Source organism: Nonomuraea sp. LPB2021202275-12-8 (assembly GCF_037044575.1).
In the GTDB taxonomy this organism is placed as follows: Bacteria; Actinomycetota; Actinomycetes; order Streptosporangiales; family Streptosporangiaceae; genus Nonomuraea.
Genome location: NZ_JBAHWD010000022.1, coordinates 93,504 through 117,918 on the forward strand (window position 1 = coordinate 93,504; position 24,415 = coordinate 117,918).

26 protein-coding genes and 2 tRNA genes are annotated in these 24,415 nt (G+C 68.0%); 12 read left to right on the plus strand and 16 right to left on the minus strand.

The genetic code is table 11. The annotated features are described in order from the left end of the window. Positions 1-158: 158 nt before the first annotated feature. Entirely contained in the window at positions 159-512 is a 354-nt protein-coding gene (locus V5E28_RS32255; RefSeq protein WP_336212560.1) for a hypothetical protein, read from the plus strand. A gap of 263 nt (positions 513-775) precedes the next feature. Here the strand turns inward: V5E28_RS32255 and V5E28_RS32260 are convergent, their stop codons facing one another. The 6 genes from V5E28_RS32260 to V5E28_RS32285 all read right to left on the minus strand — a co-directional run bounded on the left by V5E28_RS32260 (position 776) and on the right by V5E28_RS32285 (position 7,832). After that, entirely contained in the window at positions 776-1,144 is a 369-nt protein-coding gene (locus tag V5E28_RS32260) for a hypothetical protein (protein ID WP_336212562.1), read from the minus strand. Positions 1,145-1,764: 620 nt separating this feature from the next. After that, positions 1,765-2,001, minus strand: coding sequence for a hypothetical protein (locus V5E28_RS32265; protein WP_336212636.1), 237 nt, complete (start codon positions 1,999-2,001; stop codon positions 1,765-1,767). Positions 2,002-2,176: 175 nt separating this feature from the next. Next, positions 2,177-2,695 carry a hypothetical protein gene (locus V5E28_RS32270; protein ID WP_336212563.1) on the minus strand — a complete coding sequence of 173 codons (519 nt, stop codon included), beginning with the start codon at positions 2,693-2,695 and terminating at the stop codon, positions 2,177-2,179. A 642-nt stretch (positions 2,696-3,337) separates the two neighbouring features. Next, positions 3,338-6,694, minus strand: a complete 3,357-nt coding sequence (locus tag V5E28_RS32275; RefSeq protein WP_336212565.1) for an AfsR/SARP family transcriptional regulator — start codon at positions 6,692-6,694, stop codon at positions 3,338-3,340. A 326-nt stretch (positions 6,695-7,020) separates the two neighbouring features. After that, a tRNA-Ser gene (locus V5E28_RS32280) sits at positions 7,021-7,109 on the minus strand. 162 nt (positions 7,110-7,271) lie between these two features. Beyond that, the gene (locus tag V5E28_RS32285) at positions 7,272-7,832 is read right to left on the minus strand and encodes a YceI family protein (RefSeq protein ID WP_336212566.1); all 561 of its coding nucleotides are present in this window, start codon (positions 7,830-7,832) and stop codon (positions 7,272-7,274) included. A 94-nt stretch (positions 7,833-7,926) separates the two neighbouring features. On the opposite strand from V5E28_RS32285, the gene V5E28_RS32290 reads away from it, so the two are divergent. Continuing rightward, entirely contained in the window at positions 7,927-8,421 is a 495-nt protein-coding gene (locus V5E28_RS32290; RefSeq protein ID WP_336212568.1) for a MarR family winged helix-turn-helix transcriptional regulator, read from the plus strand. Here the strand turns inward: V5E28_RS32290 and V5E28_RS32295 are convergent. Continuing rightward, positions 8,378-8,884: a SigE family RNA polymerase sigma factor gene (locus V5E28_RS32295; RefSeq protein WP_336212570.1), complete on the minus strand. Its 507-nt coding sequence runs from the start codon at positions 8,882-8,884 to the stop codon at positions 8,378-8,380. The genes V5E28_RS32290 and V5E28_RS32295 overlap by 44 nt on opposite strands. A 217-nt stretch (positions 8,885-9,101) precedes the next feature. On the opposite strand from V5E28_RS32295, the gene V5E28_RS32300 reads away from it, so the two are divergent. Both V5E28_RS32300 and V5E28_RS32305 read left to right on the plus strand, forming a co-directional pair. Next, the gene (locus tag V5E28_RS32300) at positions 9,102-10,049 is read left to right on the plus strand and encodes a hypothetical protein (protein WP_336212572.1); all 948 of its coding nucleotides are present in this window, start codon (positions 9,102-9,104) and stop codon (positions 10,047-10,049) included. Positions 10,050-10,054: 5 nt separating this feature from the next. Continuing rightward, the gene (locus V5E28_RS32305; protein WP_336212574.1) at positions 10,055-10,843 is read left to right on the plus strand and encodes a MauE/DoxX family redox-associated membrane protein; all 789 of its coding nucleotides are present in this window, start codon (positions 10,055-10,057) and stop codon (positions 10,841-10,843) included. Positions 10,844-10,952: 109 nt separating this feature from the next. Here V5E28_RS32305 and V5E28_RS32310 read toward each other — a convergent pair whose 3' ends face one another. Continuing rightward, positions 10,953-12,134: an ATP-binding protein gene (locus tag V5E28_RS32310; protein WP_336212576.1), complete on the minus strand. Its 1,182-nt coding sequence runs from the start codon at positions 12,132-12,134 to the stop codon at positions 10,953-10,955. A 234-nt stretch (positions 12,135-12,368) separates the two neighbouring features. Here V5E28_RS32310 and V5E28_RS32315 point away from each other — a divergent pair, with 234 nt between their 5' ends. Genes V5E28_RS32315 through V5E28_RS32335 form a run of 5 tightly spaced genes read left to right on the plus strand, consistent with a single transcriptional unit; the run spans position 12,369 to position 16,448 of the window. Next, entirely contained in the window at positions 12,369-12,839 is a 471-nt protein-coding gene (locus V5E28_RS32315) for a SigE family RNA polymerase sigma factor (protein WP_336212578.1), read from the plus strand. Beyond that, positions 12,836-14,098 carry a hypothetical protein gene (locus V5E28_RS32320; protein WP_336212579.1) on the plus strand — a complete coding sequence of 421 codons (1,263 nt, stop codon included), beginning with the start codon at positions 12,836-12,838 and terminating at the stop codon, positions 14,096-14,098. Before V5E28_RS32315 ends, V5E28_RS32320 begins: the two co-directional genes overlap by 4 nt. An 11-nt stretch (positions 14,099-14,109) precedes the next feature. Then, positions 14,110-14,568 carry a MaoC family dehydratase gene (locus tag V5E28_RS32325; protein ID WP_336212580.1) on the plus strand — a complete coding sequence of 153 codons (459 nt, stop codon included), beginning with the start codon at positions 14,110-14,112 and terminating at the stop codon, positions 14,566-14,568. Between the two features lie 54 nt (positions 14,569-14,622). Then, positions 14,623-15,108, plus strand: coding sequence for a SigE family RNA polymerase sigma factor (locus V5E28_RS32330; RefSeq protein ID WP_336212582.1), 486 nt, complete (start codon positions 14,623-14,625; stop codon positions 15,106-15,108). After that, positions 15,105-16,448 carry a hypothetical protein gene (locus V5E28_RS32335; RefSeq protein ID WP_336212584.1) on the plus strand — a complete coding sequence of 448 codons (1,344 nt, stop codon included), beginning with the start codon at positions 15,105-15,107 and terminating at the stop codon, positions 16,446-16,448. Before V5E28_RS32330 ends, V5E28_RS32335 begins: the two co-directional genes overlap by 4 nt. On the opposite strand, the gene V5E28_RS32340 is transcribed toward V5E28_RS32335, so the two are convergent. The 7 genes from V5E28_RS32340 to V5E28_RS32370 form a co-directional block, all read right to left on the minus strand. Next, the gene (locus tag V5E28_RS32340; RefSeq protein WP_336212586.1) at positions 16,432-16,689 is read right to left on the minus strand and encodes a hypothetical protein; all 258 of its coding nucleotides are present in this window, start codon (positions 16,687-16,689) and stop codon (positions 16,432-16,434) included. The two genes, V5E28_RS32335 and V5E28_RS32340, sit on opposite strands and share 17 nt — an antisense overlap. Then, entirely contained in the window at positions 16,686-18,239 is a 1,554-nt protein-coding gene (locus tag V5E28_RS32345; RefSeq protein WP_336212588.1) for a radical SAM protein, read from the minus strand. Before V5E28_RS32345 ends, V5E28_RS32340 begins: the two co-directional genes overlap by 4 nt. After that, positions 18,236-18,967, minus strand: coding sequence for a prolipoprotein diacylglyceryl transferase (locus V5E28_RS32350; protein ID WP_336212590.1), 732 nt, complete (start codon positions 18,965-18,967; stop codon positions 18,236-18,238). Before V5E28_RS32350 ends, V5E28_RS32345 begins: the two co-directional genes overlap by 4 nt. Before the next feature lie 2 nt (positions 18,968-18,969). Next, positions 18,970-19,320: a hypothetical protein gene (locus tag V5E28_RS32355; RefSeq protein WP_336212592.1), complete on the minus strand. Its 351-nt coding sequence runs from the start codon at positions 19,318-19,320 to the stop codon at positions 18,970-18,972. Between the two features lie 418 nt (positions 19,321-19,738). Further along, the gene (locus tag V5E28_RS32360; RefSeq protein ID WP_336212594.1) at positions 19,739-20,053 is read right to left on the minus strand and encodes a hypothetical protein; all 315 of its coding nucleotides are present in this window, start codon (positions 20,051-20,053) and stop codon (positions 19,739-19,741) included. Positions 20,054-20,071: 18 nt separating this feature from the next. Further along, complete coding sequence (locus V5E28_RS32365; RefSeq protein WP_336212595.1) at positions 20,072-20,698, minus strand: response regulator transcription factor; 627 nt, start codon at positions 20,696-20,698, stop codon at positions 20,072-20,074. Positions 20,699-20,932: 234 nt separating this feature from the next. After that, positions 20,933-22,066, minus strand: a complete 1,134-nt coding sequence (locus tag V5E28_RS32370) for a sensor histidine kinase (RefSeq protein WP_336212597.1) — start codon at positions 22,064-22,066, stop codon at positions 20,933-20,935. A 125-nt stretch (positions 22,067-22,191) separates the two neighbouring features. Here V5E28_RS32370 and V5E28_RS32375 point away from each other — a divergent pair, with 125 nt between their 5' ends. The 3 genes from V5E28_RS32375 (at position 22,192) to V5E28_RS32385 (ending at position 23,501) form a co-directional block, all read left to right on the plus strand. After that, the gene (locus tag V5E28_RS32375) at positions 22,192-22,746 is read left to right on the plus strand and encodes a hypothetical protein (protein WP_336212598.1); all 555 of its coding nucleotides are present in this window, start codon (positions 22,192-22,194) and stop codon (positions 22,744-22,746) included. A 57-nt stretch (positions 22,747-22,803) separates the two neighbouring features. Continuing rightward, a tRNA-Arg gene (locus tag V5E28_RS32380) sits at positions 22,804-22,876 on the plus strand. A gap of 121 nt (positions 22,877-22,997) precedes the next feature. Further along, positions 22,998-23,501, plus strand: a complete 504-nt coding sequence (locus V5E28_RS32385; RefSeq protein WP_336212599.1) for a DUF4265 domain-containing protein — start codon at positions 22,998-23,000, stop codon at positions 23,499-23,501. Positions 23,502-23,577: 76 nt separating this feature from the next. Here V5E28_RS32385 and V5E28_RS32390 read toward each other — a convergent pair whose 3' ends face one another. Further along, a complete protein-coding gene (locus V5E28_RS32390) occupies positions 23,578-24,234 on the minus strand; it encodes a hypothetical protein (protein ID WP_336212600.1) in 657 nt (218 codons plus the stop codon). Positions 24,235-24,415: the final 181 nt, after the last annotated feature.

The following is a 24,415-nucleotide window of genomic DNA, read 5'->3' on the forward strand; positions in this document are numbered from 1 at the left end:
CTCGTTGTCGTCCACGCTCGTGACGTTATCGGTGCAGGCCCGGTCACCCGAACGCGGATCCGTTGACCAGGGACCAGGTCGGCTCCCGCGGCATCGAATCGCTGCACAGGATCATCGTGGCGCAGGGGTGACCGCGCACCGCCCATTACCTTGGTGAGGTGTCAACCGGCGAACGCCATCTCTCCGCCGAGGAGCAGGCTGTCATTCTGGCCCTCCTCGCGCAGGACTTCCCAGGCGCAGAGGAACTCCGGGCTCAGATTCCTTCGGCCCTGGTCACCGGACACTGTGGATGCGGATGCGCGACGGTGGACCTTCGCCCAGGAACAGGACCTCGCGCGCTCAGCTCTCCTGTGCAGGACGGACTGCTGGTCTCTGCCAGCGCGCATGGGGGCGGAGACGGCGTTCTTCTCTTCGTCGAAGACGGGCATCTCTCGTGCCTGGAGATCTACACCATCGACGATGAGCCGGCCTCGCTCCCTTGCCCCGCCGACCTCGTCGTGGAACGTGTCTGAAGGCCGCACCGAGCACGGCTGTGGACATCCAGAAAGTGAAAGGGCCCTTCCCGAAGATCTGGGAAGGGCCTTTCAACGTGCGGGGGATCGGGGATTTGAACCAGCACGAGCAGTTTCGTCACTGGCATGACAGCAGCTGAGGCCGTGCATCGGGATGTACGTCAGGTCGCTGACGTGGTTGCGATCGGGGGGACGTGCGAGATGCCGCCTCTGGTGGATCGAGACGAGAACTGCAATTGATGGTGTGGGGCCCTGTCTGAGCGTCAGGCCTTGAACTGGAACGTCCCGCGCAGGACGGTGCCTCTCCCGCTCCAGTAGCTCTCGTAATCGGCCTGGTAGGTGACGTCTTCGAAGGCGGCGAGTACCTCGCAGGTGGCGCCCGGGTGCCGGATGTTGTCATCTCTGATGACAATGGGTCTTCCGATCACACCCGGGCGGGTCAGGGTCACCTCCACCCAGGCCGTTCCTGTGGTGTCATCCGCCCGGACGCACAGCTCGTTGGTGGGGTCGGCATAGCGGACGATCCCGTCTCCGACATCCCGTTGAAAGCTCGCCGCCAAGGCCGGTTGTGCGAGGATCACGCTCGCCACCGCGACAGCGACGCCGACGGTGACCGTTTTGAGCGGGTTCATCGTTCCTCCTTCTCTCGGACGGAGATCAGCCCTCCGGAGCGCCTGGCGTTAGGGGGTGAAATATGGCCTCTAACGAGGATTCGTCATGCTCGAATCCCTCTGACGCGAGCGATCCCTGGGCCGAGGTTCACTGGAGTGATCGTTGCACGCGTCGATAGCACCGTGGAATACGAGGGGAATATGCCTGGTCACCCGGCTTTGCTTGGCTGAAGGGGTGCAGCGACCTCACCACATGACGCTGCGGACCTTGGAGGCTCCTTGTTGAGCAGCCTGCCTTCGGCGTGCGCGCCGGTCACGACCTGGAGGCTTGCCAGCATCCGCCAGGTGCAGCTGATAGTTGGCCGGTATGGCGGGGATTCTCAAGAATCGGGTTCCAGCTTCTGCAATCTGCGACCCCATCGGGCGTGCGCACGGTTGGAGTGTGGACTGGCATCCACAAGGCTGTAGCCGTACGGGCCGATGACCTGCCCAGTCGGCACGGCTTTGCCAACGGTTTGGAACGCGACTTGGACGCCGTCACCGTCGGCCTGACCCTGCGCTGGAGCTCCGGCCCGGTGGAAGGCCACGTCAACCGGGTCATTATGTGGAATCTGTTTCGTACCCGTGCCGATCGGTCGCGGTCAGTCGGGTGCCGGATCCGCGAGCAGGACGACCTTGCTGACAACGGGATCGAAGCCGAGGACCGGGTGTTCTTGGCTTCCGCCTTCAGGGGTCATCAGCACCGGCTTGCCGAGTTCGCTCCCGATCGCCCGCAGGAAGTCGCAGAGCACGTCGACCCCCTCTTGACCTTGCAGTTCACGAAGGTCGACGTCGAAGTCGATCTCGGTCTCCGATATGAGCCGGAAGATCGCAAGCACGAGCAGCAGCAGGTCGTCACGCTCTGGACGACCGGCTCGACGCCGGCCGCGGGCGGGCCGCTGATCGAGCCGGCCGGGAGCACCGGAGGGCTGGTGCTCTCCGGTGCTCTGACCATGCTGCTGCTCCCGATCGCGGCTCTCGCCGTACTCAGAAAAGGTCAGGCCGGGAGTGAGCTCAGCGCCTCGCGATGTTGTACTGGATGGTGTACTGCCGCGCTCCGCAGCAGCCAGGGTGACTCGGGTTGGGAGTCCGGATCCAGAGCTGCCCGAGGTTGCTGCCGCTGCGCGCTCTGACCGTCCTCATGACCGAATATGCCTTGTGGCCGCCGTCGCAGATCTTGCCGTATCTACCCCGCTGGGCCTCCCAGTCGTTCGCGTTCGCGAAGTAGAGGTCCGGGAAGATGCATTGGCCCCTGGGGAAGCCGTTCTCGCGGATCACGATGGACCGCAGCAGCGCGGACTTGGGGGACTTGTAGGCCCAGGTGGTGGTCACCTTGATCGGGTACTTCCGGCCGTGGTGGTCCTTGATCGTGACATAGGTGTTCACGGACTGGACCGGCTTGATTCGCTTGACGTAGGCGTTTTTTGTGTCGGGCGCGGCGTGCGCAGCGGGCGCCATGAGCAGCCCGGCTCCGAGGGTGGCGGTGAGAGCCACTCCGATCGTGGGAATCCGGAGTCGCGTGAGGGGTCGCACTGGTTCTCCTTCACCATGCAGGGCATTCCTGGACAGACGATTATCTGACCGGTCAGAAAATACTGTTGAGGAGCGCAGTCAGGTCGAAGAGTGAGCGTCGAGCCGGGTGAAGGCGGAGCCGGCCGGCCGCGGCTGCGCGGGCGCCGAGCACGTGGCCGTCGCACATCCGCATCTCGGTGCCGTCCCGACAACGACGCCAGCCGAAACGCCGAGAACGGACACAACGCTTGCGATCCTCTTCCGCCCGCTGGTTATTTAATTCCTTTCCTTCCAGGCGTTTTTCGCTTTTTGCGCCGACCGAACTCTATACGACCTCGGTATATTCAGGGAATATGGCCGGCATACGGGCGCTGGATCCCGCCGGGTCCTGCCCGCCAGGTGATGGCAGCGGACATGGTCGGGCTCGCGCCTGGATCAACGGATGGAACCTGATCTCGGCCAAACCCGCACCTGGTCCTACGACAGGCTCAAGATTATGCGTTCCGACACCCGGCAGTCGTGCGGGGTGGTGGCCTACTTCAGGCACCACCCTCGGACGAGGGTAACGCTAACCAAAATCAAAGTGTGCTACCTGAATGGCTTCGATAGGAATGTGCTGATCGCCCCGGCCATCAAGAGCAGCAGCGGCTCTTTCCGCAAGGATTAAAGCCGGGCGTCCAGCGTTCTCACGCCATTCTCGTGCGAGATCCCGCGGAACAGTTCGCGGGCCTCTTCCCAGACGGCGCTGGCCGTGCGGTGGTCGCCGGCGGCGCCGTGGGCGTCGCCGAGGGCGCGGAGCGTCCGCGCCAGGTAGGGGATCGAGCCGCGGGTTCGCCACACCCGGACCGAGCGTTCGAGGGTGGCGATGGCGGCGGGCAGGTCTCCTTCGGCCAGGTTCAACTGCCCGAGAACGCTGAGCGAGTCGGCGAGATAATGGCCGAAATTGCCGTCCTCGCTGTGGGCCAGCGCCAGTTCGGCGGTCGCCCTGGCCCGCTCGTCCCCGACCGCGACGAACAGCTTCGAGAGGTAGAGCAGCGAGAACGTCTCCAGATAGCGGTAGTTCAACCGCCGTGCCATTCCCAAGGAGCTCTCCAGCAGTTCCTGGCCGCCCGTGGTGTCACCGCAGAACGATTTCGCCGCGCCGAGGAACTGGGTGATCGTCGTGGTGTAGTGAGCGTTGCCGAGAGCCTCGGCGACCTTCGTCGCCTGCTCCAGGACCTTGAGCGCCCCTTGAGGGTCGTCCTCACCGTGGATGATCGCCATCACGTGATAGGCCCGAGCCTGGCCGCCGAGGTAGCCCGCGTCGGCGGCTGTCCGCAGAGCGCGCTGCGCCAGGGCGAGCGGTTGCGCACCGTTCCCGTCGGCCGTCATGCTCCAGGCCAGGGTCGCCAAGGCGTCGGCCATTCCGACCGGATCGTTCAGCATGGTGAACAGGTCGAGGAGCTGCGAAGCGCCGGCCCGCATCCGGGTCATCGCCGGTCCGGGGCCCGCCGGTGAGCTCCAGGTGGTGACCTCCAGGAGGCCGCGCATCAGCACGGCCTCGCCGCGCTTGTCGCCGGTCTCACGGCAGAGCGCGAGCGCCTGCTCGTGCATGCGCTGCCAGCCGTCATACAAGCCGCGCACGTTGAGGTACGTCTCGGTGGACCCCGCGAGGTCCCATGCGAGTTGGGTCAGGCGCGCCTCGCACGCTTGGGCGACCCCCGCCATCAGCGCGGCGTGTTCCGCACCGAACCAGGCCATCGGGTCGGCCAGCAGCGGGCCGGTAACCGCCGCAGGGAGCCGCCAGCGCGGCGCACAGCTGTGCATGAGTGCGTAGCAGGGGCCCGGGACGTGCTCCGCCGCGACCTCCGCCAGCGCCAGCCACGCACCCAGGGCCCGCCCGAGCGCGGCCTGGCGCTCGGGTTCGGAATCCTCGCGCTGCGCCCGCTCACGCGCGTACAACCGGATCAGGTCGTGGAACCGATACCTGAGCCTGCCCGTCTCGTCCGTCCCGGTGAGGTTCAGCAGATGAGCGTCGACCAGGGTTTCGATCTCGTGTTCCGCCTGCCGTACCGGCACGTCCAGGAGGGCCGCCACCGCCCAGGAGGCGAAATCGGGCGCGTCGAGCAGTCCGGCCAGCCGAAAGGCCCGCTGCGCGGCCGCGGGAAGCGTCCGGTAGCTCATCTCGAACCCCGCACGGATGTCGAGGTCGCCCGCCACAAGTTCGTCCAGCCGGTGCCGCTCCTCCCCGAGGACGCCGGCAAGGTGGGCCAGACTCCACTGCCTCCTGCCGAGGAGCCTGGCCGCCGAGATGCGGACCGCCAGCGGCACCCGGCCGCACAACCGGGTGATCTCCAGAGCGGCGTCCGGGTCGTCCTGGACGCGTTCGTCGCCGATGATCCTTCTCAGCAGGCCCATGGCCTGGTCCGACGGCAGGACGTCGAGTTCCAGCAGGCTCGCGCCCTCGAGACCGACCAGCCGGACACGTCCGGTGAGGAGCACGGCCGTGCCGGGAGCCCCGGGCAGGAGCGGCCGCACCTGCTCCTCCCCGGCGACATTGTCGAGCAGAATGAGAATTCTGCGTCCGGCCAGGCAACTCCGGAAAAGCGCCACGCGTTCTTCCAGGGATTCGGGTATGCCGGTGGCGCTGATGCCCAGCGCGAACAGGAATCGGCTGAGCACGTCCTCTGGGCGGGCAGGGTCGGCGGAGGCGCCGCGCAGGTCCGCATAGAGCTGGCCGTCGGGAAAGCGACCCACGATCCGGTGCGCGACGTGCACGGCTAGCGTGGTTTTACCCAGGCCCCCCAGACCCGCGATGCTGGCCATGGCGACGGTGCCCGGTCGTGGTTTGGTGAGGACCTCGGTGAGGTCCGCCACCTCGCCGTCCCTGCCTGTGAAATCCGCGATGTCCGGCGGCAACTCGGCGGGGGTGGGGGTCGCCTGAGGTTCGGGCATCGGGGCCGTGGCATGGCCGGGACTGTCGGCGGACAGGGCACGCAGGTGTGCGTGCTGCACTTTCTCGCTCGGCTCGATGCCCAGTTCATGCGACAGGCGCGCAGCAAGGTCATGGTGGGCCGGCGTGTACGGGCCCGGTCCCGCAGGGGAGCCCGTGATCGTCGCCATGACGCGAGGAACGAGATCGAGCGAGGGGTCCTGAGTGAGGATTCTCTGATGCATGTCGTGCAGCTCTTCGGCCGGATCCAGACCGGTCTCCTCGATCAGGGTCTTGCGGGCACGCGCGTATTCGGCGAGCGCGTCCGCCCGCCGGCCACAGCGGTACAGCGCCAGCATCAGCTGCGCGTGCAGCCGCTCGCGCAGTGGGTACTCTCTGGTGAGCGAGGTCAGCTCGCCCAACAGCCCGGCGTGGCGTCCCAGCCTCAGGTCCACGGCGATCCGCGACTGCAGGACCGACAGGCGGACCTCGTCCAGCCGCGCGGCCTCCGCGGCCAGCATCGGGACATCGGTCATGCCGGCGAACGCGGGCCCTCGCCAGAGGCTCAGCGCCTCGTGCAGGCGGTGGGTCGCCTCCTCCGGCTCACCGGCGGCCTCCACCGCCTGCCCTGAGCCGCCCAGGTTCTCGAACCTCGCCGCATCCAGCTCGTCCCGGGCCACCGGCACCAGATAGCCGGAGCCCTGCCGCACGACACGAGCCGAGTCGCCCAGGTGCCGCCGGAGCCGGTGGACGTAGGTCTGCACATTCTTGGTGGCGCTCTTCGGAGGGGCGTTCCCCCACAGTGCCACGGCCAATTGATCTTCCGAGACAGGGTTACCCGCTTGGCACAGCAGAACCGCAAACAGCACCCGCACCTTAGGCGTGCCGAGATCGAGCTGCTCACCCTCTCGCCACACCGTCAGCGGACCTAATATCCCAAACTCCATCGTGCCCCCTTGGCTGGACGCACTGTAAACCTGGACGGCCTGTTTCAGTGGTCCACTGGGCAAAGAAGCGGTTGCGAATCTCTCTCGCCCGACCCTCGATCCCCGACGGCAGCGGTGTCGAATGCGCCTGGTCTGAGACAGCCGCGAACGGCTATTGGCCATGACCCTCGACCAGGCCGGCCGGTGATCGCCTGGATCGACGCGAGCCCGAGCCTGCTCGGCTGTGAGTGCTCCCTGCGGGTCGTCTGACTAGAAGATGGCGCGCGTCCTCATCGCCAGGTCTGGCAGCGTGGACGGTGGGCGGCGCTCCGTCGTGAGCAGCAGCTCCTGGCGGACGGTCGCGGTCGGTGCCGAGAACGCGACGCTTCTGTCGGCGTGGCCCGGCGGATGCGCGAGCGCTTGGCGCGATGGTCCGGCATTGGTCCACCGGTGCCATCTGAAGATCGAAAGGCCCTTTCCCATGATCCCGGGAAAGGGCCTTTTACATGCGGAGGATCGGGGATTTGAACCCCGGATGGTGTTGCCACCAAACCGCATTAGCAGTGCGGCGCCATAGACCTGACTAGGCGAATCCTCCTGGTAGCCACGTGGCTCAGGACAGCGTACCGGCCTTCAGGCAGCGCGGCAAAGCGGTTGCGCCGCGCGTCTCCGCATACACATATCCACACCCTGTGCATAACTGGCTGTGGATGAAGCCCGCTCCTGCTCGGGAGCGGGCTCTCGGCTGTGGATAACCACCTTAGGCGGGGTTCGCCTCGCCCTCGATCTCAATCTTGACCTTCTTGCCGACGAGGACGCCGCCCGTCTCCAGGGCCTGGTTCCAGGTGAGGCCGAAGTCCTCGCGGTCGAACTCGGTGCTGATCGAGAAGCCCCAGAGCGGCTGGCCCCAGGGGTTGGTGCCGGCGCCGCCGTACTCGACCTTGAGCTCGACTTCCCTGGTGACGTCGCGGACCGTGAGGTCGCCGACGACGGTGAACTCGTCGCCCGAGTGGCCGGTCACGCGGGCGTTCCTGAAGGTGATCTCGGGGAACTTCTCCGCGGAGAGGAAGTCGTCGCTGCGCAGGTGGCCGTCACGGTCCGGGGCGTGCGTGGAGATGCTCTCGGTCTTGATCGTGAGCTCGGCGGTCGACTCGAGCGGGTTCTCGGCGATCGTGACCGAGCCGGAGAAGTCGGTGAAGTTGCCGCGTACCTTGCTGACCATCATGTGCTTGACGACGAAGCCGACGCGGGTGTGGGCGACGTCGAGGTTGTAGGTGCCTGCGGCCGGGATGTCGAGGCCGTTCCAAGCGGTGGTGCTCATGGGGTTCCTCCACGGAAACTTGCGGTGCGGATGTTTGCTCCAACAAATGTCTACACGAGGAATATTCCCCTCGTCAACTAACGTCGGTTACAGTATGAACGTGACCCACATTGACGACCCTCGGCTGACGGCCGTGGGCCTGCTGGCAGAGGTCCAGGCAGGACTGACGGCCAGGATGCAGCCGGTGTTCGCGGCGGCCGGGCTGTCGGAGATCGATTTTGAGACGTTGATCAGGCTCGGGCGCTCACCCCAGGAGCAGCTCCGGATGACCGACCTCGCGGCCCAGACCGGGCTGTCCACCAGTGGTGTGACCCGGGTCGTCGACCGTTTGGAACGTGACGGCCTGGTTCGCAGGCAGGCATGCGCCACCGACCGGCGGGCCTCCTATGCCACACTCACCGACGCGGGGCGCGACAGGCTCCATGGAGTGCTGCCGCAACATCTCGCGGACATCGACGAGTGCCTGACCGGATTGCTCGACTCGGTGGAGCTGGAGCGGTTCCTCGACACTCTGCGCAAGATCAGAGATGTCGTACGGCCCTGCGCTACGGCGGGGGCGGCCGGCGAGGGATTCCCAGTTCGGACCTGAGCTTGGCCATCGCCCGCGACACCGTGCTCTTCACCGTGCCGACGCTGATCCCCAGCGTGCTGGCGATCTCCGGCTCGGTCATGTCCTCGTAGTAACGCAGCACGATCGCGGCCCGCATCCGCTCGGGCAGCCTCTGCAGCGCCAGTTCGAGCCGTTCGTGCACATCGCCGCAGGGCTCCACCACCGCGACGACCTCGGGCAGCTCGTCGGAGGGATACTCCTCCAGCTTGCGTCGACGCCACTGGGAGATGTTGATGTTGACCATCGCCCGTCGCACGTACCCGTCGAGGGCGCCCCGATCCTGGATGCGATCCCACGCCAGATAAGTCCGGGTGAGCGCGTTCTGCAGGAGATCCTCGGCATCCAGCGGGTGTCCGGTGAGCTGGTTGGCGGCACGCAGCAGCGCGGGACCGCGTGCCATCACGTACTCGCGGAACTCCTCTTCGAACCCGGTGGTCTGCATCGTGGTCAGAATCGCAGCCTGATGCCATGTTCTGGCTGAACCGCAATTCAGGATTCGGCCCGCCGACGATAAAGGTAGGTCAAGGTCGGTGGCGGTTTGTGCGACGCCGGATGTCATCTCCTTCACTGGGGGATGCGTATTTTGCACTCTTCTGTTCCGTGCGGCGCGAGCCCCTCCAGAGTCGTGTGACCCTAGTAAGCGGACGAGGGAGGGGCCGATGGGTCATCCGAGCGTTGAGCGCCGCCGGGTGCTCGCGGCCGCGGCGCTGGGCCGGGAGCCGGGCGTCCCGGGCGCCGGGTCCGAAGGCGGCGAGCCGTTGCGCGCGGTCACGGGCGAGATCCGCGACGTCAGCCCGCATCTGATCATCATCGAGACCCCCGAGGGCGGCGAGGAGCGGCTGGTCATCGCGCCGTGGGCGACCGCCTGGCACGGTGGCGACACCCCGCCCGCCGACCTGCCGATGGGGGCCAGGGTCATGATGCGCACGCTGCGGGACGGTCGCGTGGTGGAGCGGCTCTGGGCCGAGACCATCCGGCTCACCGGCACCATCGTGTCGATCGAGGGCCGCAGGGACGTGACGGTCGAGCTCGACTGCGGCCCGCACCGGGGCCACCGGACGGCCGTCATCCCCTACCGCGCCACCGGGCGCCTCCGGGTGCGCCATCCTCAGTTCGAGCCCGGCTACCTCTTCGACGCGATCGGCATCAGGAAGGACGGCGCCGCCCTGGCGCTCCTCCCGGCCACCTCGCAGCCTGCCTACCCCGCGCGGGCCGTCCCCGCGCCGCCGCCCGCCTACGCCGGGGTGCAGGCCCGGATCTCCGGCACCGTCACCTGGTCCGACATCTTCGACGCGGAGGAGCGGGGCGTCGGCTATCCGATGGTGGAGCGTTCCGACGCCGCCTGCGCCGACGCCGGCGTGTCGTGCGCCGGCCTGCCGTACCTTGCCATCGGCTCGCTGCTCCAGGTGCGGAACGTGTGCGCGAGCCGGTCGGCGAACCTGCCGATCGTGGCGTGCGGCTGCCTGGCCGGCCGCTTCTGCGACCGGTGCGTCGAGTGCGGCACCTCGCCGCGCGGCCGGATCGCGGAGCTGTCCCCGACCTCCTACGTGGAGCTGGGCGGCGAGCTGATCACCGGGTGTTTCAACGCGCAGATCGGAATGGGGTGACGCACGTGCTGGCATCGCAGCTGCCGGTCCTGATCGTCCTGCTCTGCCTGGGGACGGTGGCCAAGGTCGCCACCGTACGGTCGGGCAGCGAGCTGGGGGCGCTGGCCCGGCTGGGCCCCGCGGTCCTGGTGCCTGATCGCTTCCGGTCGTGGGCGCTGATCTGCTGCGCGGTGGGGGAGTTGGTGCTCGCGGCCGGGCTGCTGGTCACCACGCACCCGTTGTTCAGGTGGGGGACGGTCGCGTTCTTCGCCATGTCCACGTACGTGCTGCTCGAGCTGCGCAGGCGACGGCCGGATGCCGGGTGCGGGTGCTTCGGCGAGGTCAGCTCCGCGCCGGTCGGGCTGCGGTCGATAGGCAGGACCGTCGTGCTGACCGGGATGGCGGTGCTGTCGCTGTGGGCGGAGGAGCCGGCCTGGGTGGCCTTCGCGCACCCGTCGTGGGAGTTCGGGCTCATCGGGGTGGCGCTGCTGGCCCTGCTGTCGCCGGAGCTCGACGAGCTGGCCGATCGCGCCCGCCACCGGGCGCCATGCGAGCAGCGCCGCGGGCCTGCCGAGGGCATCACGCTGGCCCGGCTCAGGTCGAGCGGCACCTGGCGCGCCCACGAGGCGGAGCTGACCACGGCCGAGCCGTACGACAGCTGGCGAGAGCTGTGCTGGCGCTTCTTCGCCTTCCAGAACCAGGACCACGACGACGTGGTCTTCGCCGTCTATCTGACCGGACGCCGCCCGGCGGTCCGGGTCGCGGTGGTCAGCTCGGAGGACAGTAGGCCTCTGCCGGAATATACGCCTGTATAGGCGTGACGCTAGACAGCGCTAGATTTCCCTCGACGGGCATGAAGATATAGCTCTATTGGGCTATCTAGCTTCCCCACTAGACAGCCCAATAGAGGTCTAGGGGTGCCGCTCAGACCGGTTGGGCACGCAGGAACCTCCCGAAGTGCGGCACCGTGAACGCGATCAGACCGCGCTCGGCACTGTAGATCAGCCCCTTCTTGATGAGGCTGTCACGGGCGGGGGACAGGCTGGACGGCTTGCGCCCCAGAGCGTCGGCCACGTCCGCCGTGGGGACCGGCTCGTCGCCGATCTCCGCCATGGCGTGCATGTAGTCGCGCTCGGCGGGGGTGGCGCGCTCGTAGCGACTGCCGAAGAAGCCCACGGCGAGCTCCTCCTCGGCCTCCGGAGCCGACACCTTGACGTCGTCGAGGGTGATGGGGCTGCGCGGCGCCAGGTCCCAGGCGACCTTGCCGTAGGCCTGCACGAAGTAGGGGTAGCCGTCGGCGGCGTCGTAAAGGGCGTCGAGCGCCTCCTGGGTGAACTCGACCTCCTCCTCGCGCGCCGGCAGGATCAGGGCCAGATCGGCCGCCTCGCGGTCGAGCTTGTCGATGCGGGCGTAGCGGAAGAGCCGCTCCGAATAGCTCTTGCTGGCCGACAGCACGCTCGGCAGGTGAGGCAGCCCGGCCCCGACGACGATCAGCGGCCCGCCCGACTGGGACAGCTCGTGGCAGGCGGCGCAGAGCGCGGAGACGTCGGCGGCCTGCACGTCCTGCATCTCGTCGATGAACAGGGCGATGCCGACGCCGAGGTCGGTCGCCACGCCCGAGGCGTCGACGAACAGCTCGGTGAGGTCGATCTCCAGGTCGCCGGAGTCGGCGCGGCCGCGGCTGGCGGGCACTTCGATGCCCGGGGACCAGTGGGAGGTGCCCTTGGCGGCGGCCGGATCGCGCATGGCGAAGGCCTTGAGCACGCCGAGGAACTCCTCGATGCGCTCCGGCGCGCGATGCCGGGGGGCCAGCTCGCGGATCGCCATGTGCAGGGCGGCGGCGACGGGACGGCGGATCGACTGGTCGGGCCGGGCCTCGATCTTGCCGGTGCCCCACAGCCGCTGCATCGCCATGGACTTGAAGGTGTTGAGCAGCACGGTCTTGCCGACGCCGCGCAGGCCGGTGACGACCATGCTGCGCTCGGGGCGGCCGCGGGCGACTCGCTCCAGCACGACCTCGAACTGCTGCAGCTCGCGATCGCGCCCGGCGAGCTCCGGCGGACGCTGACCGGCTCCGGGGGCGTAGGGGTTGCGCACAGGGTCCACGATCTCGGACTTTATTGCCGGATATAGCGGCCGTCTTAGATTTGGGAAGAAAGTGCTACGGCGTGTCCGCGCAGGGGCGAGCGCCAGGACCGTCACCGGACACACCCCCTCTCACCTGGCCGAACCCTTGTTCGAGTCGAATACCTACGACTGTAGCGCGCACTCGAACACCTGCGCGATGTTTTCGAGTAAAGAAGTTTGCAACGGAGAGGCGCTCCCGAGCGTCTGGGTGGTGTGGAGTTCGAGGATTTCGTCCGAGCCAGGGGGCCCGCCCTGCTGAGGTACGGCTATGTGCTCTCCGGCAACCCCGAAGACGCCGCCGACCTGGTGCAGGAGGCGCTGCTCAAGCTGAGTGACGCCTGGAGGCGGGTGCGCGACAAGGACAATCCCGAGGCGTACGTACGCACGATCATGGCCCGCCAGCACATCAGCTGGTGGCGCAGACGGCGCCGGGAGCACCTGACGGACCACGTGCCCGAGGGCTCCTACACCGACAGGCACCCGACGGGCGAGCTCTGGAAGGAGCTGGCCACGCTGCCGAGAAAGCAGCGCACCGTGCTGGTGCTGCGTTACTACGAGGACCTGCCGGATCAGGAGATCGCCGACATCCTCGGCATCTCTTGCGGGACGGTGAGAAGTCAGGCATTCCGCGCGCTCCACGCGTTGCGGGTCAGGCCTGCGATGCTCGAAAGGGGACGGGCATGAGGACAGAGGACGACCTGGCCGCGGCGCTGCGCGAGGGCGCCCGGAGCGCGCCGGAGCCGGACCTGCTCGCGGGCGTGGCGCGGTTCAGGCGGCGGCGGAGCAGGAGGCGTACGCAGTTCCTCGCGGCGGCGGCCGTGGTCGCGGTGGTGAGCGCCAGTACGGCGGTCGCCGGAGGCTTCCTCTCCCGCAGGGGCGGAGAGGGAGTGGTCTCTCCCACCGGACCGGCTACGTCGGCGCCCACGTCGGCGTCCACGTCGGCGTCCACGCCGGCCGTCAGCATGACCGCCTCGGCTCGGATACCCGCGGTCGAAGCCGGCGACCTGTGGCCCGAGGCGCTGTTCACGATGCCCGCCAAGAACGCCGACGGCTGGCGCTACCGGCCGATCACCGCTCTCAGCGCCACGGAGGTGCTGCTCAGCGCGGAGTCGTCGTTCGAGCGGTCCGGAAAGATCGAGATTTACGACACCAAGACCAAAGAATCCAGGCTTGTGACCGAAGTGCCGAAAAATCCGGATCTAAAGGGATATATCGCGCAGACCGCGACCGCCGACGGCACCAACGTCGCCTGGTTCGCGTTCGGCCAGCAGGCCGACGGCACGCCGGTGCGCGACATCTGGACGGCCCCGCTGGCAGGCGGCGAGGCGAGGCTGATCGCCACCCGCACCGGGGCCGACGCGGAGATGGACGCGATCGCACTGGACGGCGACCGCGTCGTCTGGTCGCTCCGGCAGGGCGGCGTCTGGCACGTTCCCCTCGCGGGCGGGACGCCGGAGGAACTGCCCGGCGGAGCCGGCCTGCACCTGATCAGCTGGCCATGGGCGTCCGATATGGCGGAGGGGCCGCCGAACACCGAGCGCAACCAGACCAAGGTGGTCAACCTGACCAGCGGTCACGTCAACCGGTTGGCCGCGCCGCCCGGTGTGAAGGGCCTGCGCTGCGGGCCGCTGTGGTGTTACGGGCGCACGGAGCAGGGCGGGCTCGTCCAGCGCGTCGACGGCACATCAAGGCGGGAATCACGAGATCTCGGCTTCGCCGGAGGCCTCTCGCCGTACCCGATTCTCGACCGCTTCCTGGCAGTGGGAGGCGGCGTGTACGACCTGAGAACCGGCAAGCGGGTCACCGTCGACAATCCCGGCAACTGGAGCGGGGTCGGCACGTCCTCGGAGGCGAGCACGATCCTCTACTGGGGAGCCACGAAGGCCGACAAGCCGGACAAGTTCCGGGTGCTGAACTTGGCAGCCGTGCCGCCCGCGCAATAGCGTTCGGCATCATGCGGACCTTCGCGAACGTACAGGAACTCAAGGCGAGCGTCGGCGAGACGTTCGGACCGACCGAGTGGCGCACGATCACCCAGGAGCAGGTCAACCTCTTCGCCGACGCCACCGCCGACCACCAGTGGATCCACGTCGACGTGGAGCGCGCCAAGGAGGGCCCGTTCGGCGGCACGATCGCGCACGGCTATCTGAGCCTGTCGCTGCTGCCGTCGTTCATGTTCGAGCTGATGCGGGTCGAGGGCATCGCGATGGGCGTCAACTACGGCCTGAACAAGGTCCGCTTCCCCCGGCCGGTGCCGGTCGGAGCGCGGGTCAGGGCCGTCGCCGAGCTGACCGACGTCAAGGGCACGCCGGCCGGCTACCTGTCCAACCTGAAGATGACGATCGAGGTCGAGGGCGAGAAGCGCCCCGCCTGCATCGCCGAGACGCTCAGCCTGTACGTGCCGGCCGAATAACTTCTTTTCCGCTTCTCGTGCAACACAAGCACGCGCTCGACGGTCCCTGGGTTCGTGGACCATACAGCTGATACGGCTGAATTCGACGAGTTCGTTCGAGCCCGGGGCGACGCGCTTCTCCGATACGGCTACGTGCTGTCGGGTAACTCCGAGGACGCGGCCGATCTCGTCCAGGAAGCGCTGGCCCGCCTGGGGGACGCCTGGCCCCGCGTACGGAAGAAGGACAGCCCTGAGGGCTACGTGCGCACGATCATGGTCAGGCTGCACATCAACTCGTGGCGGCGGCGGCAACGGGAGGACCTGGTGGCCGCCGTGCCCGAGAGCGGCCGGCTCGATCGCTACGGCGACGCCGACCTCTGGGCCGAGCTCCAGGAACTGCCACGCAAGATGCGGGCCGTGCTCGTGCTGCGCTACTACGAGGATCTCCCCGACGAGAAGATCGCGGAGATCCTCGGCGTCTCGCGCGGAACCGTACGCAGCCAGGCCGCCCGTGCCCTGGAAAAGCTCCGGATCAAGCGAGTGCTGCAGGAGGCGCGATGAGAAGCGAAGAGGACCTGACGCAGACCCTGCGCGTTGCCGCCGACCAGGTCAGGAAGCCACCTGGCACCCTGGCGGACGCGGTGGCCTCGCGCCGCCGGGCCAGGCGGACGCGGCAGCGGGCGCAAATGGCGCTGGCCGCCGCCGCGGTGGTGATCGTCGCGGGAGGGACGGCGGCCGTACTGTCCGACGGGGGCGGACGGGTCGAGCCGGCGGTCACCGTGATGACCGGACCGCCTTCGGACGCCGTCCCGAAGCTCCAGCTCAAGCCCGCCGCGGAGGTGTGGCCGCAGGCGGTCTTCAAGATGCCCACCAAGGCCACCGACGGCTGGAAATATCGCCCGGTGACCGGCCTTAGCGCGACAGAGGTGCTTCTGACCGCGGAGTCATCTTTCGAGAAGGCGGGCCGCCTGGAGGTGTACGACGCCGCCACCGGAACCGCGCGCACCTTGGGTGACATGCCCGCTCCCGCGGGGGTGAAGGGCTACTTCAGCCAGGCCGTCGAGGTGGGGGAGAAGTACTTCGCCTGGTACGGCGAGACGCCCAATAACAGCGACAAATGGGCAGATTTCTGGGTCATGCCGAGAGAAGGCGGCACGGCCCGGCAAGTAGGCGAGGTCACCGGCGACCTCTCGCTGGTGGAGACGATCGCCGTCACCGACGAGCATCTCGTCTGGTCCGTACGACAGGGCGGCGTCTACCGCATCCCGCTGACCGGAGGCGCCCCCGAGCGGATGGAGGGCACCGACGGCCTCCACCTGACCTCCTGGCCCATGGCAGCCGGCCATGCCCCCGGCGAACGCGGACAGAAGAACGTGAACCGCATGGTCAACCTGGAGACCGGCCAGTCGACGGAGATCCAGGCGCCGCCCGGCGTCACCAGCCTGACCTGCGGCGCCGCGTGGTGCTTCGGCAGGCAGCGGGACCGCAGCGTCAGGCAGCACCTCGACGGGTCCGGCCGCGAGCTGCTCCCCGAGGGCCTGGAGTTCTCGGGCGGGGAGCAGTTGCTCGGCGACCGGTTCGCGAGGGTCATGCCGGTCGTGGGAGGCGATCCGGCGAAGTACCGCATCCCGGCCGCCGCGGTGTACGACCCGGCGACCGGCCTGGCCGCCGGTATCGGCAAGGTGTCACCGACCGGCGGAGGGAGCTTCGGCGTCGGCACCTCCTCCTCTCCCACCACGATCATGTACTGGGACGAGGACAAGGAGCAGTATCGCGAGTGCGAGACCGAGCCGCCCTCGGCGGACTCGCCCGGCGGGAGCGAGACGTGTGAGAGCAAGGAGAGGGGCGGCGGCACGCGGTTCACGGTGCTGAACCTGCTGGCCGTCAAACCAGGGAGTTGACGATCGCGGCCACCGCCACCACCGCGAGCAGCCCCAGATAGCCCAGCACGAGCCGGGTGTCCCGGAGCAGGCACTTGCTCCGGGACAACCCGGCTCGCCGCGCCTTCCAGTAACCGGCGAACCCCAGCCCGGCGAACCCCAGCAACGCCCACGGCCCGAACAGCCAGGCCAGCAACGCGATCGTCGCGTACACGCACAACCGCAGCGGATCGTACGGCTCCGCCTTCTGCTCGGTCGTCATGTGATGACCTCCAGAGGCAGCCGTACCCGGGGCTCCGAGGCCACCGCGGACAGCCGCTGGGCCGACAGCTGCGGCCAGGCCTGCACGGCGCAGAACGGCGCGCACTGATCCTGCGCGGCCCGCGTGCCGACGTGCACGCAGCACTGCGTGAGCCGTTCCTCGATCATCGTCGAGATGTCCATGAACGGCTTGACCGTGATCCGCACCACCCGCTCGCCGAGCATCCTGCGCAGCTTCTTGCGCCTGCCCGGCAGCGCCGACGAGGCCAGCGCGAGCAGCGTGGACACGCCCAGGTCGCAGTTCTCGCAGATGTCGCGCCACAGGTCGCCGATCTGCGGGTGCGACAGCGACGACTGCTCCGACAGCAGACCGAGCAGCGACTCCTGCACGGCCAGCCGCAGCTCGCGGGGGATCTCGGTGTCGGCGATCCGGTTGGAGACCAGGCCCAGGTTCTCCTTGAGCCGGTCGTGGCCGATCAGCGCGACCAGCGAGCGCCACTGCTGGGAGTCGTCGCGGATGAGGTAGCCGACCGAGCAGCAGTGCGGGTGCGAGCACGGCAGCGCCGTCAGGTCACGCCAGGTCACCAGGCCGCCGGTCTGCGGGCCGAGCCGCTTGAGCACCCCGGTGTGCGTGAGCCGGTCCGTCGGGTCGATCGCGCCCGACCTGCCCGAGCCGAACTGCGGCTGCAGCGACACTCCGCCGACGAACGGGGTGTCCAGCGCGAGTCGCACGACGTCGCCGATCTCACCGTCGTTGACGCCGAGGGCCGCGGTCATGACCAGGGTGGTGAAGATCTCGCGTTCGGAGAGCCGCTGGATGGCCTGGGCCTTGAGCTTGCGCAGGTCGCCGCCCCGGTGGTGCTTGGAGGACTCGGCCGAGGATCCGTCGTACTGGAGATAGACCTCCACGCGTTCGCGGTGCTCGGTGAGGAGGTCGAGCAGGGAGTCGTCCCGGGCGATCAGGACGCCGTTGGTGTTGATCAGGATGCGCGTGACAGGGCGCTGGGCGAGCTCGGCGAGCAGGGTCTTGAGCTCGGGGTGCAGCGTGGGCTCGCCACCGCTCAGCATGAGCACGTCCAGCCTGCCGTTCTCCCTGGCCAGGCGCTGGTCCACGTTCGCGAGGATCTCGGCGACGGGGACGATGCCGTTCAGGTCGGGGGAGCTGTCGGCGAAGCAGGTGGGGCAGCGCAGGTTGCACGCCTCGGCGATGTCCTCCAGGAGGATGCAGGTGTGCTGCGTCTGCATCTCGGGCAGGCCGTCGAGGTACGCGGCCGGGACCGGCGCGAAGTTCCCCGAGACGTCCGGCAGGTGCTCCTTGGTAGGAGCGGTCCATTCCTCCAGGTACGCGAGGATTTCCGGATCCTCGTCGTAGAGCGTCCGCACCAGCCCGTGCGTGCGGCACCCGCGCTCCAGCCACACCTCGCCGTCCCGCGCCGCCAGATAGCCGCTCAGCCGCTCCACCTGGTCGAGGTCCTGGCCATGGCAGTGCGGGCAGAACGCGTTGACGTACCTGAGAATGCGGTCACCCCGCAGTCCCATCCCTGAACTCATGTCATGACCTTTCGCTGGAAAAGTGGAGCGTAGTGGCCGCGCCGCCAGCCGTACACCAGCCGCAACCCCAGGAGCAGCAGACCCGGGACGAGGAACCACTGCGGGCCCGTGAGATCGAGCCACAGGATCTCGTTCGCCCGCGTGAACTCGACGACGAAGCGGAAGGCGGCGTAGCCCGCCAGGTAGAGCGTGAACAGCTCGCCCGGCTGCGTGAGCCGCTCGCGCGCCCACAGCAGGGCGGCGAAGGCGACGAGCTGGAAGATGATCTCGTAGACGAACGACGGGTGCATCGCCTGCCCTGCCAGACAACCGGGACACTCCGGCGTGGTCGCGGGGGCGTGCACCCCCCACGGCAGGCTGGTCGGGCGTCCCGGAGCCTCGGTGAGATGGCAGCCGATCCGGCCCACCGCCATGCCGAGCGCCACAGCGGGCGCGAACAGGTCACCGGTGCGCTCCCTGTAGCCGATGATCTTCTTGGCTATCAGGACACCGATGTACGCGCCGGTCAGGCCGCCGAGGATGCTCCGTGAGCCGTACATCCACAGGTCCGACAGGTTCATCGTCTCCAGCCAGCCCGCCAGGCGCATGCCGATCGCGCCGCCGACCAGCGCGCCGGTGACGGCGACCAGCGACTGCTCGTTCAGCGCCCCCCGGCGGCGGGCCTCGCGCACGAAGACGACCGAGGCCACGAAGACGCCCAGGCCGACGAAGATCTCGTGAAGGGGCATGGTCAGCCGTACAGGGAGGGGTTGAGGCCGGTGCAGAAACCCGCTGTGGTGATCGACCACAGCGCCCAGCCGATCATCAGCCCCAGCCCGAGCCCGGTCGCCCAGGGCTTGCGGACCAGGAGCAGCCCGACACCGGCGCCCAGGCCGACGAGCACGAGGATCACGGCCCCCGCGGCGACCAGACCGGTGCCGCCGCCGGTGGACTGGTCCATGGCGGCGATGAAGATGACGAAGCCGAGGACGAGATTGACGATGCTGTAGGCGCCGAGGCCGGCGAAGCTCATCCCGACGACCAGGCCCGTGGAGTTGCTCGCGGGCGGAGGCGGAGGCGGGGGCATCCACTGCGGGCCCATCGGCGGACCCTGCGGGGGCGGGCCCTGCGGAGGCGGGCCGTGCGTGAACGGGCCCTGCGGATGCGGCCCCGCCGGGCCTGGCCCGTACTGGCCCGATTGCTGGGCATGACCCTGCTGGGCCGGCCAGGGGTGTGGTGACCCCTGCGGTCCTGGCTGTCCTTGCGGAGGCGGTGGTCCTGGTACGGGCGGCCCCTGCGGGGGTGGTGGCCCTTGCGGAGGCCGTCCCTGAGGCGCCGGCTCCTGCGGCGTCTGGTGGGGCGGCGGCTCGGACGGTCCCGGGGAGGGTGGGGTCCAGTCCCGGCCGGCGTCGTCCGGTTCCTGCGGTGGCGGTGTGGTCAAGTGATCCCCCGATTGATCCCGGCCAGGCTGGGAGGCGTACATCGCCATCCGGTCAACGCCGTCATCCGAACGCCGTCACCTAGGGGTACAGCCCGGGATTGAGCCCCGTGCACCAGCCGGCCGACACGATGGACGCCAGCGCCCACCCGATCATCAGCCCCATCCCCAACCCCTTCGACCAGGGCCTGCGCATGATCAGTAGGACCAGCCCAGCCCCGATGCCGACGAGGGCGAGGAATCCTGCCGCGACGCCGAACCACGCGGTGGACTCCGTGGCGAGCGCGAGAAACCCCACGACCACGTTGATGATCAGATAGCCGAAGACCCCCACGAACGCCAGCCCGACGATCAGCCCCGTCTGGTGGGGCCGCTCAGGTGGCGGTGGCGTGCTCACGGCGTTCAGACTACGGCCCTACATCCCTTCTGAGTAGTAGATGGCGGCTTGGACCCTGCTCTTCAGGCCGAGCTTGTTCAGCACCCGGCTGACATGCGTTTTCGTGGTGGCTTCCGCCATGTCGAGCACCCTGGCGATCTCGGCGTTGGACATCCCCCGCCCGATGCAAGCCAGCACCTCTCGCTCCCGCGGCGTCAGAACAGCCGGATCCGGCGGCTCCTTGCGCGGCGCCTGCTCGGCGAAGGCCGCGATCAACCGCCGCGTCACCCCCGGCGAGATCAGCCCATCCCCTCTGGCGACCAACCGCACCGCCTCGACCAGCGAATCGGCATCGGTGTTCTTCAACAGGAATCCGGCAGCCCCCGCTCGCAACGCCCCGAACACGTACTCGTCAACGTCGAAGGTCGTAAGGATCAGCACATCGGTCATCCCGGCCAGCTCCTTGGTGGCGGAGATTCCGTCCATCCTGGGCATGCGCACATCCATCAACACCACGTCAGGCCGTGTCTCCCCGGCCAGCGCGACCGCCTCGACTCCGTCGGCCGCCTCGCCCACCACCTCGATGTCGTCCACCCCATCGAGAATCATCACGATCCCGGCCCGCACCGCGGCATGATCGTCAGCCACCAACACCCTGATGGTCATCTTTCCTCCAGCCCGGTCATACTGCCTCCAACCTGGTCATACGGCTCCAGGCAGCCTTTCAACAGCGCGGTTTCCGTACGGCCTCCCGCAGTGCGGTTTCCGCACGGACCACTTGGCGGCGCCGGGCCGTGCCGGCCTCGTAGCACCGGCCCGTGCGGGCCCTCGCCTGCGATGGCCACCGCTGGGAGACGGGGGAGCCGTCGCCTCGAACCGGCTGCTTCGCCCGCTGGACGTTCACGATGTGTCCCTGTCCGACGTGGGCAGCGTGGCGGCGACGCGCCACCCGTCCCCGTGCGGGCCCGCCTTGAGGTTGCCGCCGACCAGGTTGGTCCGCTCCCGCATGCCTATCAGCCCCGCACCGGCCCCAGGCAGGCTCGCCTTCCTGCCGTTGACCGGGTTGTCGACCGTGAGCGACACGTGGTGAGGTGCGTAGGTGACGCTGACGGCCGTCGGTTGCTCGCCGTGTTTGAGGGCATTCGTCAGCGCCTCCTGGAGGATGCGATAACCGGCCAGATCCACCGAGGGAGGAAGCTCCCGCGGCTCGCCATCTACCTGGAACCCGACGGCCATCCCCGACCGCCGCGACCTGTCGACGAGGTCCTCCGCGTCCTGTAGGCGCAACCGCGTGGCCTCGCCCTCGTCGCCTTCCTGCCGCAGCAAGCCGATCATGGACCGCATCTCGGCCAGGCCCTTCACGCTGTTCTCCCGTACGGACTCCATGACCTTGCGCACGGTGGCCTGATCGAGGTCCTTGCGTGAGAGCGCGGCGGTGGACTGGATGGCGATGGCGCTGAAATGGTTGGCGATCATGTCGTGGAGCTCGCGGGCCATCCGCGCCCGCTCGGCGGCGATCGCCGCCTGCCGGTCGAGCTCGGCCAGCCGCGCCACCTGCTCGGCCTTGGCCCGTTCGATGGCCGCCTGGTCACGATGCTGCCGCAGCACCAGCGCGGTGGTCACCGGCGTCACCAGGACCAGCGCCACCTGGAAACCGACGAGTGCCAGCAACCGCCAGTCTCCCGCGATGAACCATCCCGCCGCTCCCGCGGCCACCGCGATCAGGGTGGTGATCCCCAGCAGCCACCGCGCGAACCTCGCCGGGCCGTACAGCGCGGCGGCGTACAGATTGTCCGTGTAGACCAGCACGGTCCCCAGCGAGGGCCCCACGAACGCGTCGAGCAGGACCCCCAGGGTGCCCAGCCCGAGCGACCCGAGCGGTGCCCGGGTCCGCAGCAGGACGGCCGTGCAAGTGATCGCGAGCGGGATCACGAGCTGCCACGTGGGCGCGTCGCGGCGCAGGGACGCCCCCGCCGCGATCAGGAACAGGCCCATCAGGAAGGCCAGCCCCGCCCACAGAGCCACGCGTTTCATGTCCCCTATCCCACCACCGAACGCGACCGTTCCCCTCCTTCGCCGGTCCGCCTGTGGATACACACTTCGATGTATCCACAGGCTCGTCCCCCTAGGGGATGAATACGCCTGGACCATCCCAGATCATGAATAACGTGATTGTTGCCATCATCATCGGCTGTGAAATCGGCTTCTGGGTTCTTCTCGCCCTCGGCCTCGCCAGCCGCTACCTGTGGCGCCGCCGCCGGCTCAGCACTGCCCTCCTGATCAGCGTCCCCCTTCTGGACGTGATCCTCCTCGCCGCCGCGGTGATCGACATGCGCGGTGGCGCCATGGCGGACGGCAGACACGGCCTCGCCGTGGCGTACCTCGCATACTCGGTCGTCTTCGGGCATCGCACCTTGCGCTGGGCCGACGCCAGATTCCACCACCGCTTCGCCGGCGGCCCCCCGCCGCCCCGCCCCCCGGCCGGCGGCATGGCCCGGGCCCGGTACGAGTGGGTGCTGTGGTTGTGGATCGCGGTCGCGTACGGAGTCGCCTGGGTGCTGGCGCTGGGACTGGCATGGCTCGTCGACGATCCCGCGCGTACGGAACCACTGATCGCCCTCGTGAGAGGGGCGGACGTGGTGGTCCTGATCGCACTGATCTGGCCCGTCAGTTACACCCTGTGGCCCCGGAAGGTGGAATCGGTCAGTTCATGATTGCGGTAACTGGTTCGAGGCATCGGTGAGAACCCGCTATGCTTGCTTCAGAAGCGAGCGGCCGTAGCTCAATGGATAGAGCATCTGACTACGGATCAGAAGGTTACGGGTTCGACTCCTGTCGGCCGCGCTCCAGTTCGAAGGCCCTTTGGGATCATCCCAGAGGGCCTTTTTCGTTGCCGTACAGCAGCGTTCTACAGCAACGCGAGCCCACACAGCCGGTCTCCTACAGACAGCGCGATCATGTAGGCATGATCCTCGCAGCCCCCTCCGAACGTGTCCCTATAGAGCCCGGCCTGATCAAGGTGTGGTTTCAGTTCGTGCCGCGGGAAGGCTGGCTTCCCTACGACACCGAAGGGCTTTGGGCCACGCGCTTGAGCCGGGACACCGCCCGTGTGGCGAACGTCCCGTTTCTACAGGACGGGGTCGCCGAAGGCGACGTGGTGCGCTTCATCACCGACGACGACGGGCTTCACTGGGCCTGTGAGCGGGTGGAGGTGTCGGGCAATTGCACGATCCGGATCCTGCCGGTGCCCGATGGACCGCTCGGGCGAAGCGCGCAGGCCGTGCGCGAGCGGTTGGCCTTGTTCGGCCTAGACGGGGAATCCTTCAGCTCGGAGCTTCCTCTGATCGCCTTCACCGTGCCGGCTGACGCAGACCTTGGGCAGATAAGGACGCTGCTGACACGCGGTCAAATGGATGGCTGGTGGCACTTCGAGGAGTCCTGCATCACCGACGCCTGGCGAAGCGCTTAACGATCGGTTCGTTCACGGGGGCGGAAACCAGCAGCCTTGCTCAGGCACCGCCGAGGCCCTCCCGTAGACGGTGAACTCAGTCTGCGGGGAAGACCTGCTCAAGTCGCTCTTTGCTGATCTCCAACGCGCCCTCCTTCGCCAGGGGCAGGAGGGCGCCGTTTTGAACTGCCGCGTGATTTTCGGGAGCCGGGCAGATCAGGACGGCGAGGATCCGACACGTCCGTTGCAGGTCCTCGATCCCGCCGGTTTGGATCATGCTCTTGATGGGCTCCCACGCTGTCCGTACGGCAAGAGTTATCAGTGCTTCGAGGAGAGGGCTGCGATGCTCGACATCTCTGGACTTGATGATGGCCGTAGTAACGTATGCGGGTATTTGGTCCATGGCTTTCGAGAATTTCTCGATGGCTTCGGCCAGAGCGGTTAGGAGATCGCACCAGAAATGATCGGTGAGGCGCCGTCTGGTCTCTCGTGGATCGCTGCCGCCGAACCTCTTATCTAGTTCCCTGATCACAGGGCCGGCAAGGAGGTCGCCGACTTCCTGGATGTGTTCGATAGTGCTTGGATTTTCGACCAGCCAGTCAATGAGATCAACTGTGGCACTGTCGGTGGCTGCTGCCTGTCGCCCCTTGGAGGGCCCCCGTCGTCCTCTGGGAGGTTGGGTCTTGGCCCAGTCAGAGTCGCTGCGGTCTCTCGCTTCTTGGCGACTGGTGGGAGAGGGATCGCGAGCCAACATGAGGGCGTTGGTCCAACCATGCTGTGCCCCGCCGCAGGCGGAACATCCACAGTGATGCCCCTTGGCGCGCTCACAATTCACAGGGTGCTTCATTCGCTCTCCGTTACGCTCGGCGTGAAGGTGAACTGAGAGGCTCGCACGAAACCTATTCTTTTCTTTCACAAATAACGAATAACGAAAT

Bases quoted from the DNA above. Each gene is read 5' to 3' on its own strand.
- V5E28_RS32260 (WP_336212562.1), bottom strand. From the start codon at position 1,144: ATGAACCCGCTCAAAACGGTCACCGTCGGCGTCGCTGTCGCGGTGGCG.
- V5E28_RS32275 (WP_336212565.1), bottom strand. From the start codon at position 6,694: ATGGCCAATAGCCGTTCGCGGCTGTCTCAGACCAGGCGCATTCGACAC.
- V5E28_RS32285 (WP_336212566.1), bottom strand. From the start codon at position 7,832: ATGAGCACCACCGCTTGGAACGGCCTCGACATCCCGGCCGCAGGCACC.
- V5E28_RS32290 (WP_336212568.1), top strand. From the start codon at position 7,927: ATGAACGTGACCCACATTGACGACCCTCGGCTGACGGCCGTGGGCCTG.
- V5E28_RS32295 (WP_336212570.1), bottom strand. From the start codon at position 8,884: ATGCAGACCACCGGGTTCGAAGAGGAGTTCCGCGAGTACGTGATGGCA.
- V5E28_RS32300 (WP_336212572.1), top strand. From the start codon at position 9,102: ATGGGTCATCCGAGCGTTGAGCGCCGCCGGGTGCTCGCGGCCGCGGCG.
- V5E28_RS32320 (WP_336212579.1), top strand. From the start codon at position 12,836: ATGAGGACAGAGGACGACCTGGCCGCGGCGCTGCGCGAGGGCGCCCGG.
- V5E28_RS32325 (WP_336212580.1), top strand. From the start codon at position 14,110: ATGCGGACCTTCGCGAACGTACAGGAACTCAAGGCGAGCGTCGGCGAG.
- V5E28_RS32335 (WP_336212584.1), top strand. From the start codon at position 15,105: ATGAGAAGCGAAGAGGACCTGACGCAGACCCTGCGCGTTGCCGCCGAC.
- V5E28_RS32340 (WP_336212586.1), bottom strand. From the start codon at position 16,689: ATGACGACCGAGCAGAAGGCGGAGCCGTACGATCCGCTGCGGTTGTGC.
- V5E28_RS32345 (WP_336212588.1), bottom strand. From the start codon at position 18,239: ATGAGTTCAGGGATGGGACTGCGGGGTGACCGCATTCTCAGGTACGTC.
- V5E28_RS32350 (WP_336212590.1), bottom strand. From the start codon at position 18,967: ATGCCCCTTCACGAGATCTTCGTCGGCCTGGGCGTCTTCGTGGCCTCG.
- V5E28_RS32355 (WP_336212592.1), bottom strand. From the start codon at position 19,320: ATGGGCCCGCAGTGGATGCCCCCGCCTCCGCCTCCGCCCGCGAGCAAC.
- V5E28_RS32365 (WP_336212595.1), bottom strand. From the start codon at position 20,698: ATGACCATCAGGGTGTTGGTGGCTGACGATCATGCCGCGGTGCGGGCC.
- V5E28_RS32370 (WP_336212597.1), bottom strand. From the start codon at position 22,066: ATGAAACGCGTGGCTCTGTGGGCGGGGCTGGCCTTCCTGATGGGCCTG.
- V5E28_RS32375 (WP_336212598.1), top strand. From the start codon at position 22,192: ATGAATAACGTGATTGTTGCCATCATCATCGGCTGTGAAATCGGCTTC.
- V5E28_RS32385 (WP_336212599.1), top strand. From the start codon at position 22,998: ATGATCCTCGCAGCCCCCTCCGAACGTGTCCCTATAGAGCCCGGCCTG.
- V5E28_RS32390 (WP_336212600.1), bottom strand. From the start codon at position 24,234: ATGTTGGCTCGCGATCCCTCTCCCACCAGTCGCCAAGAAGCGAGAGAC.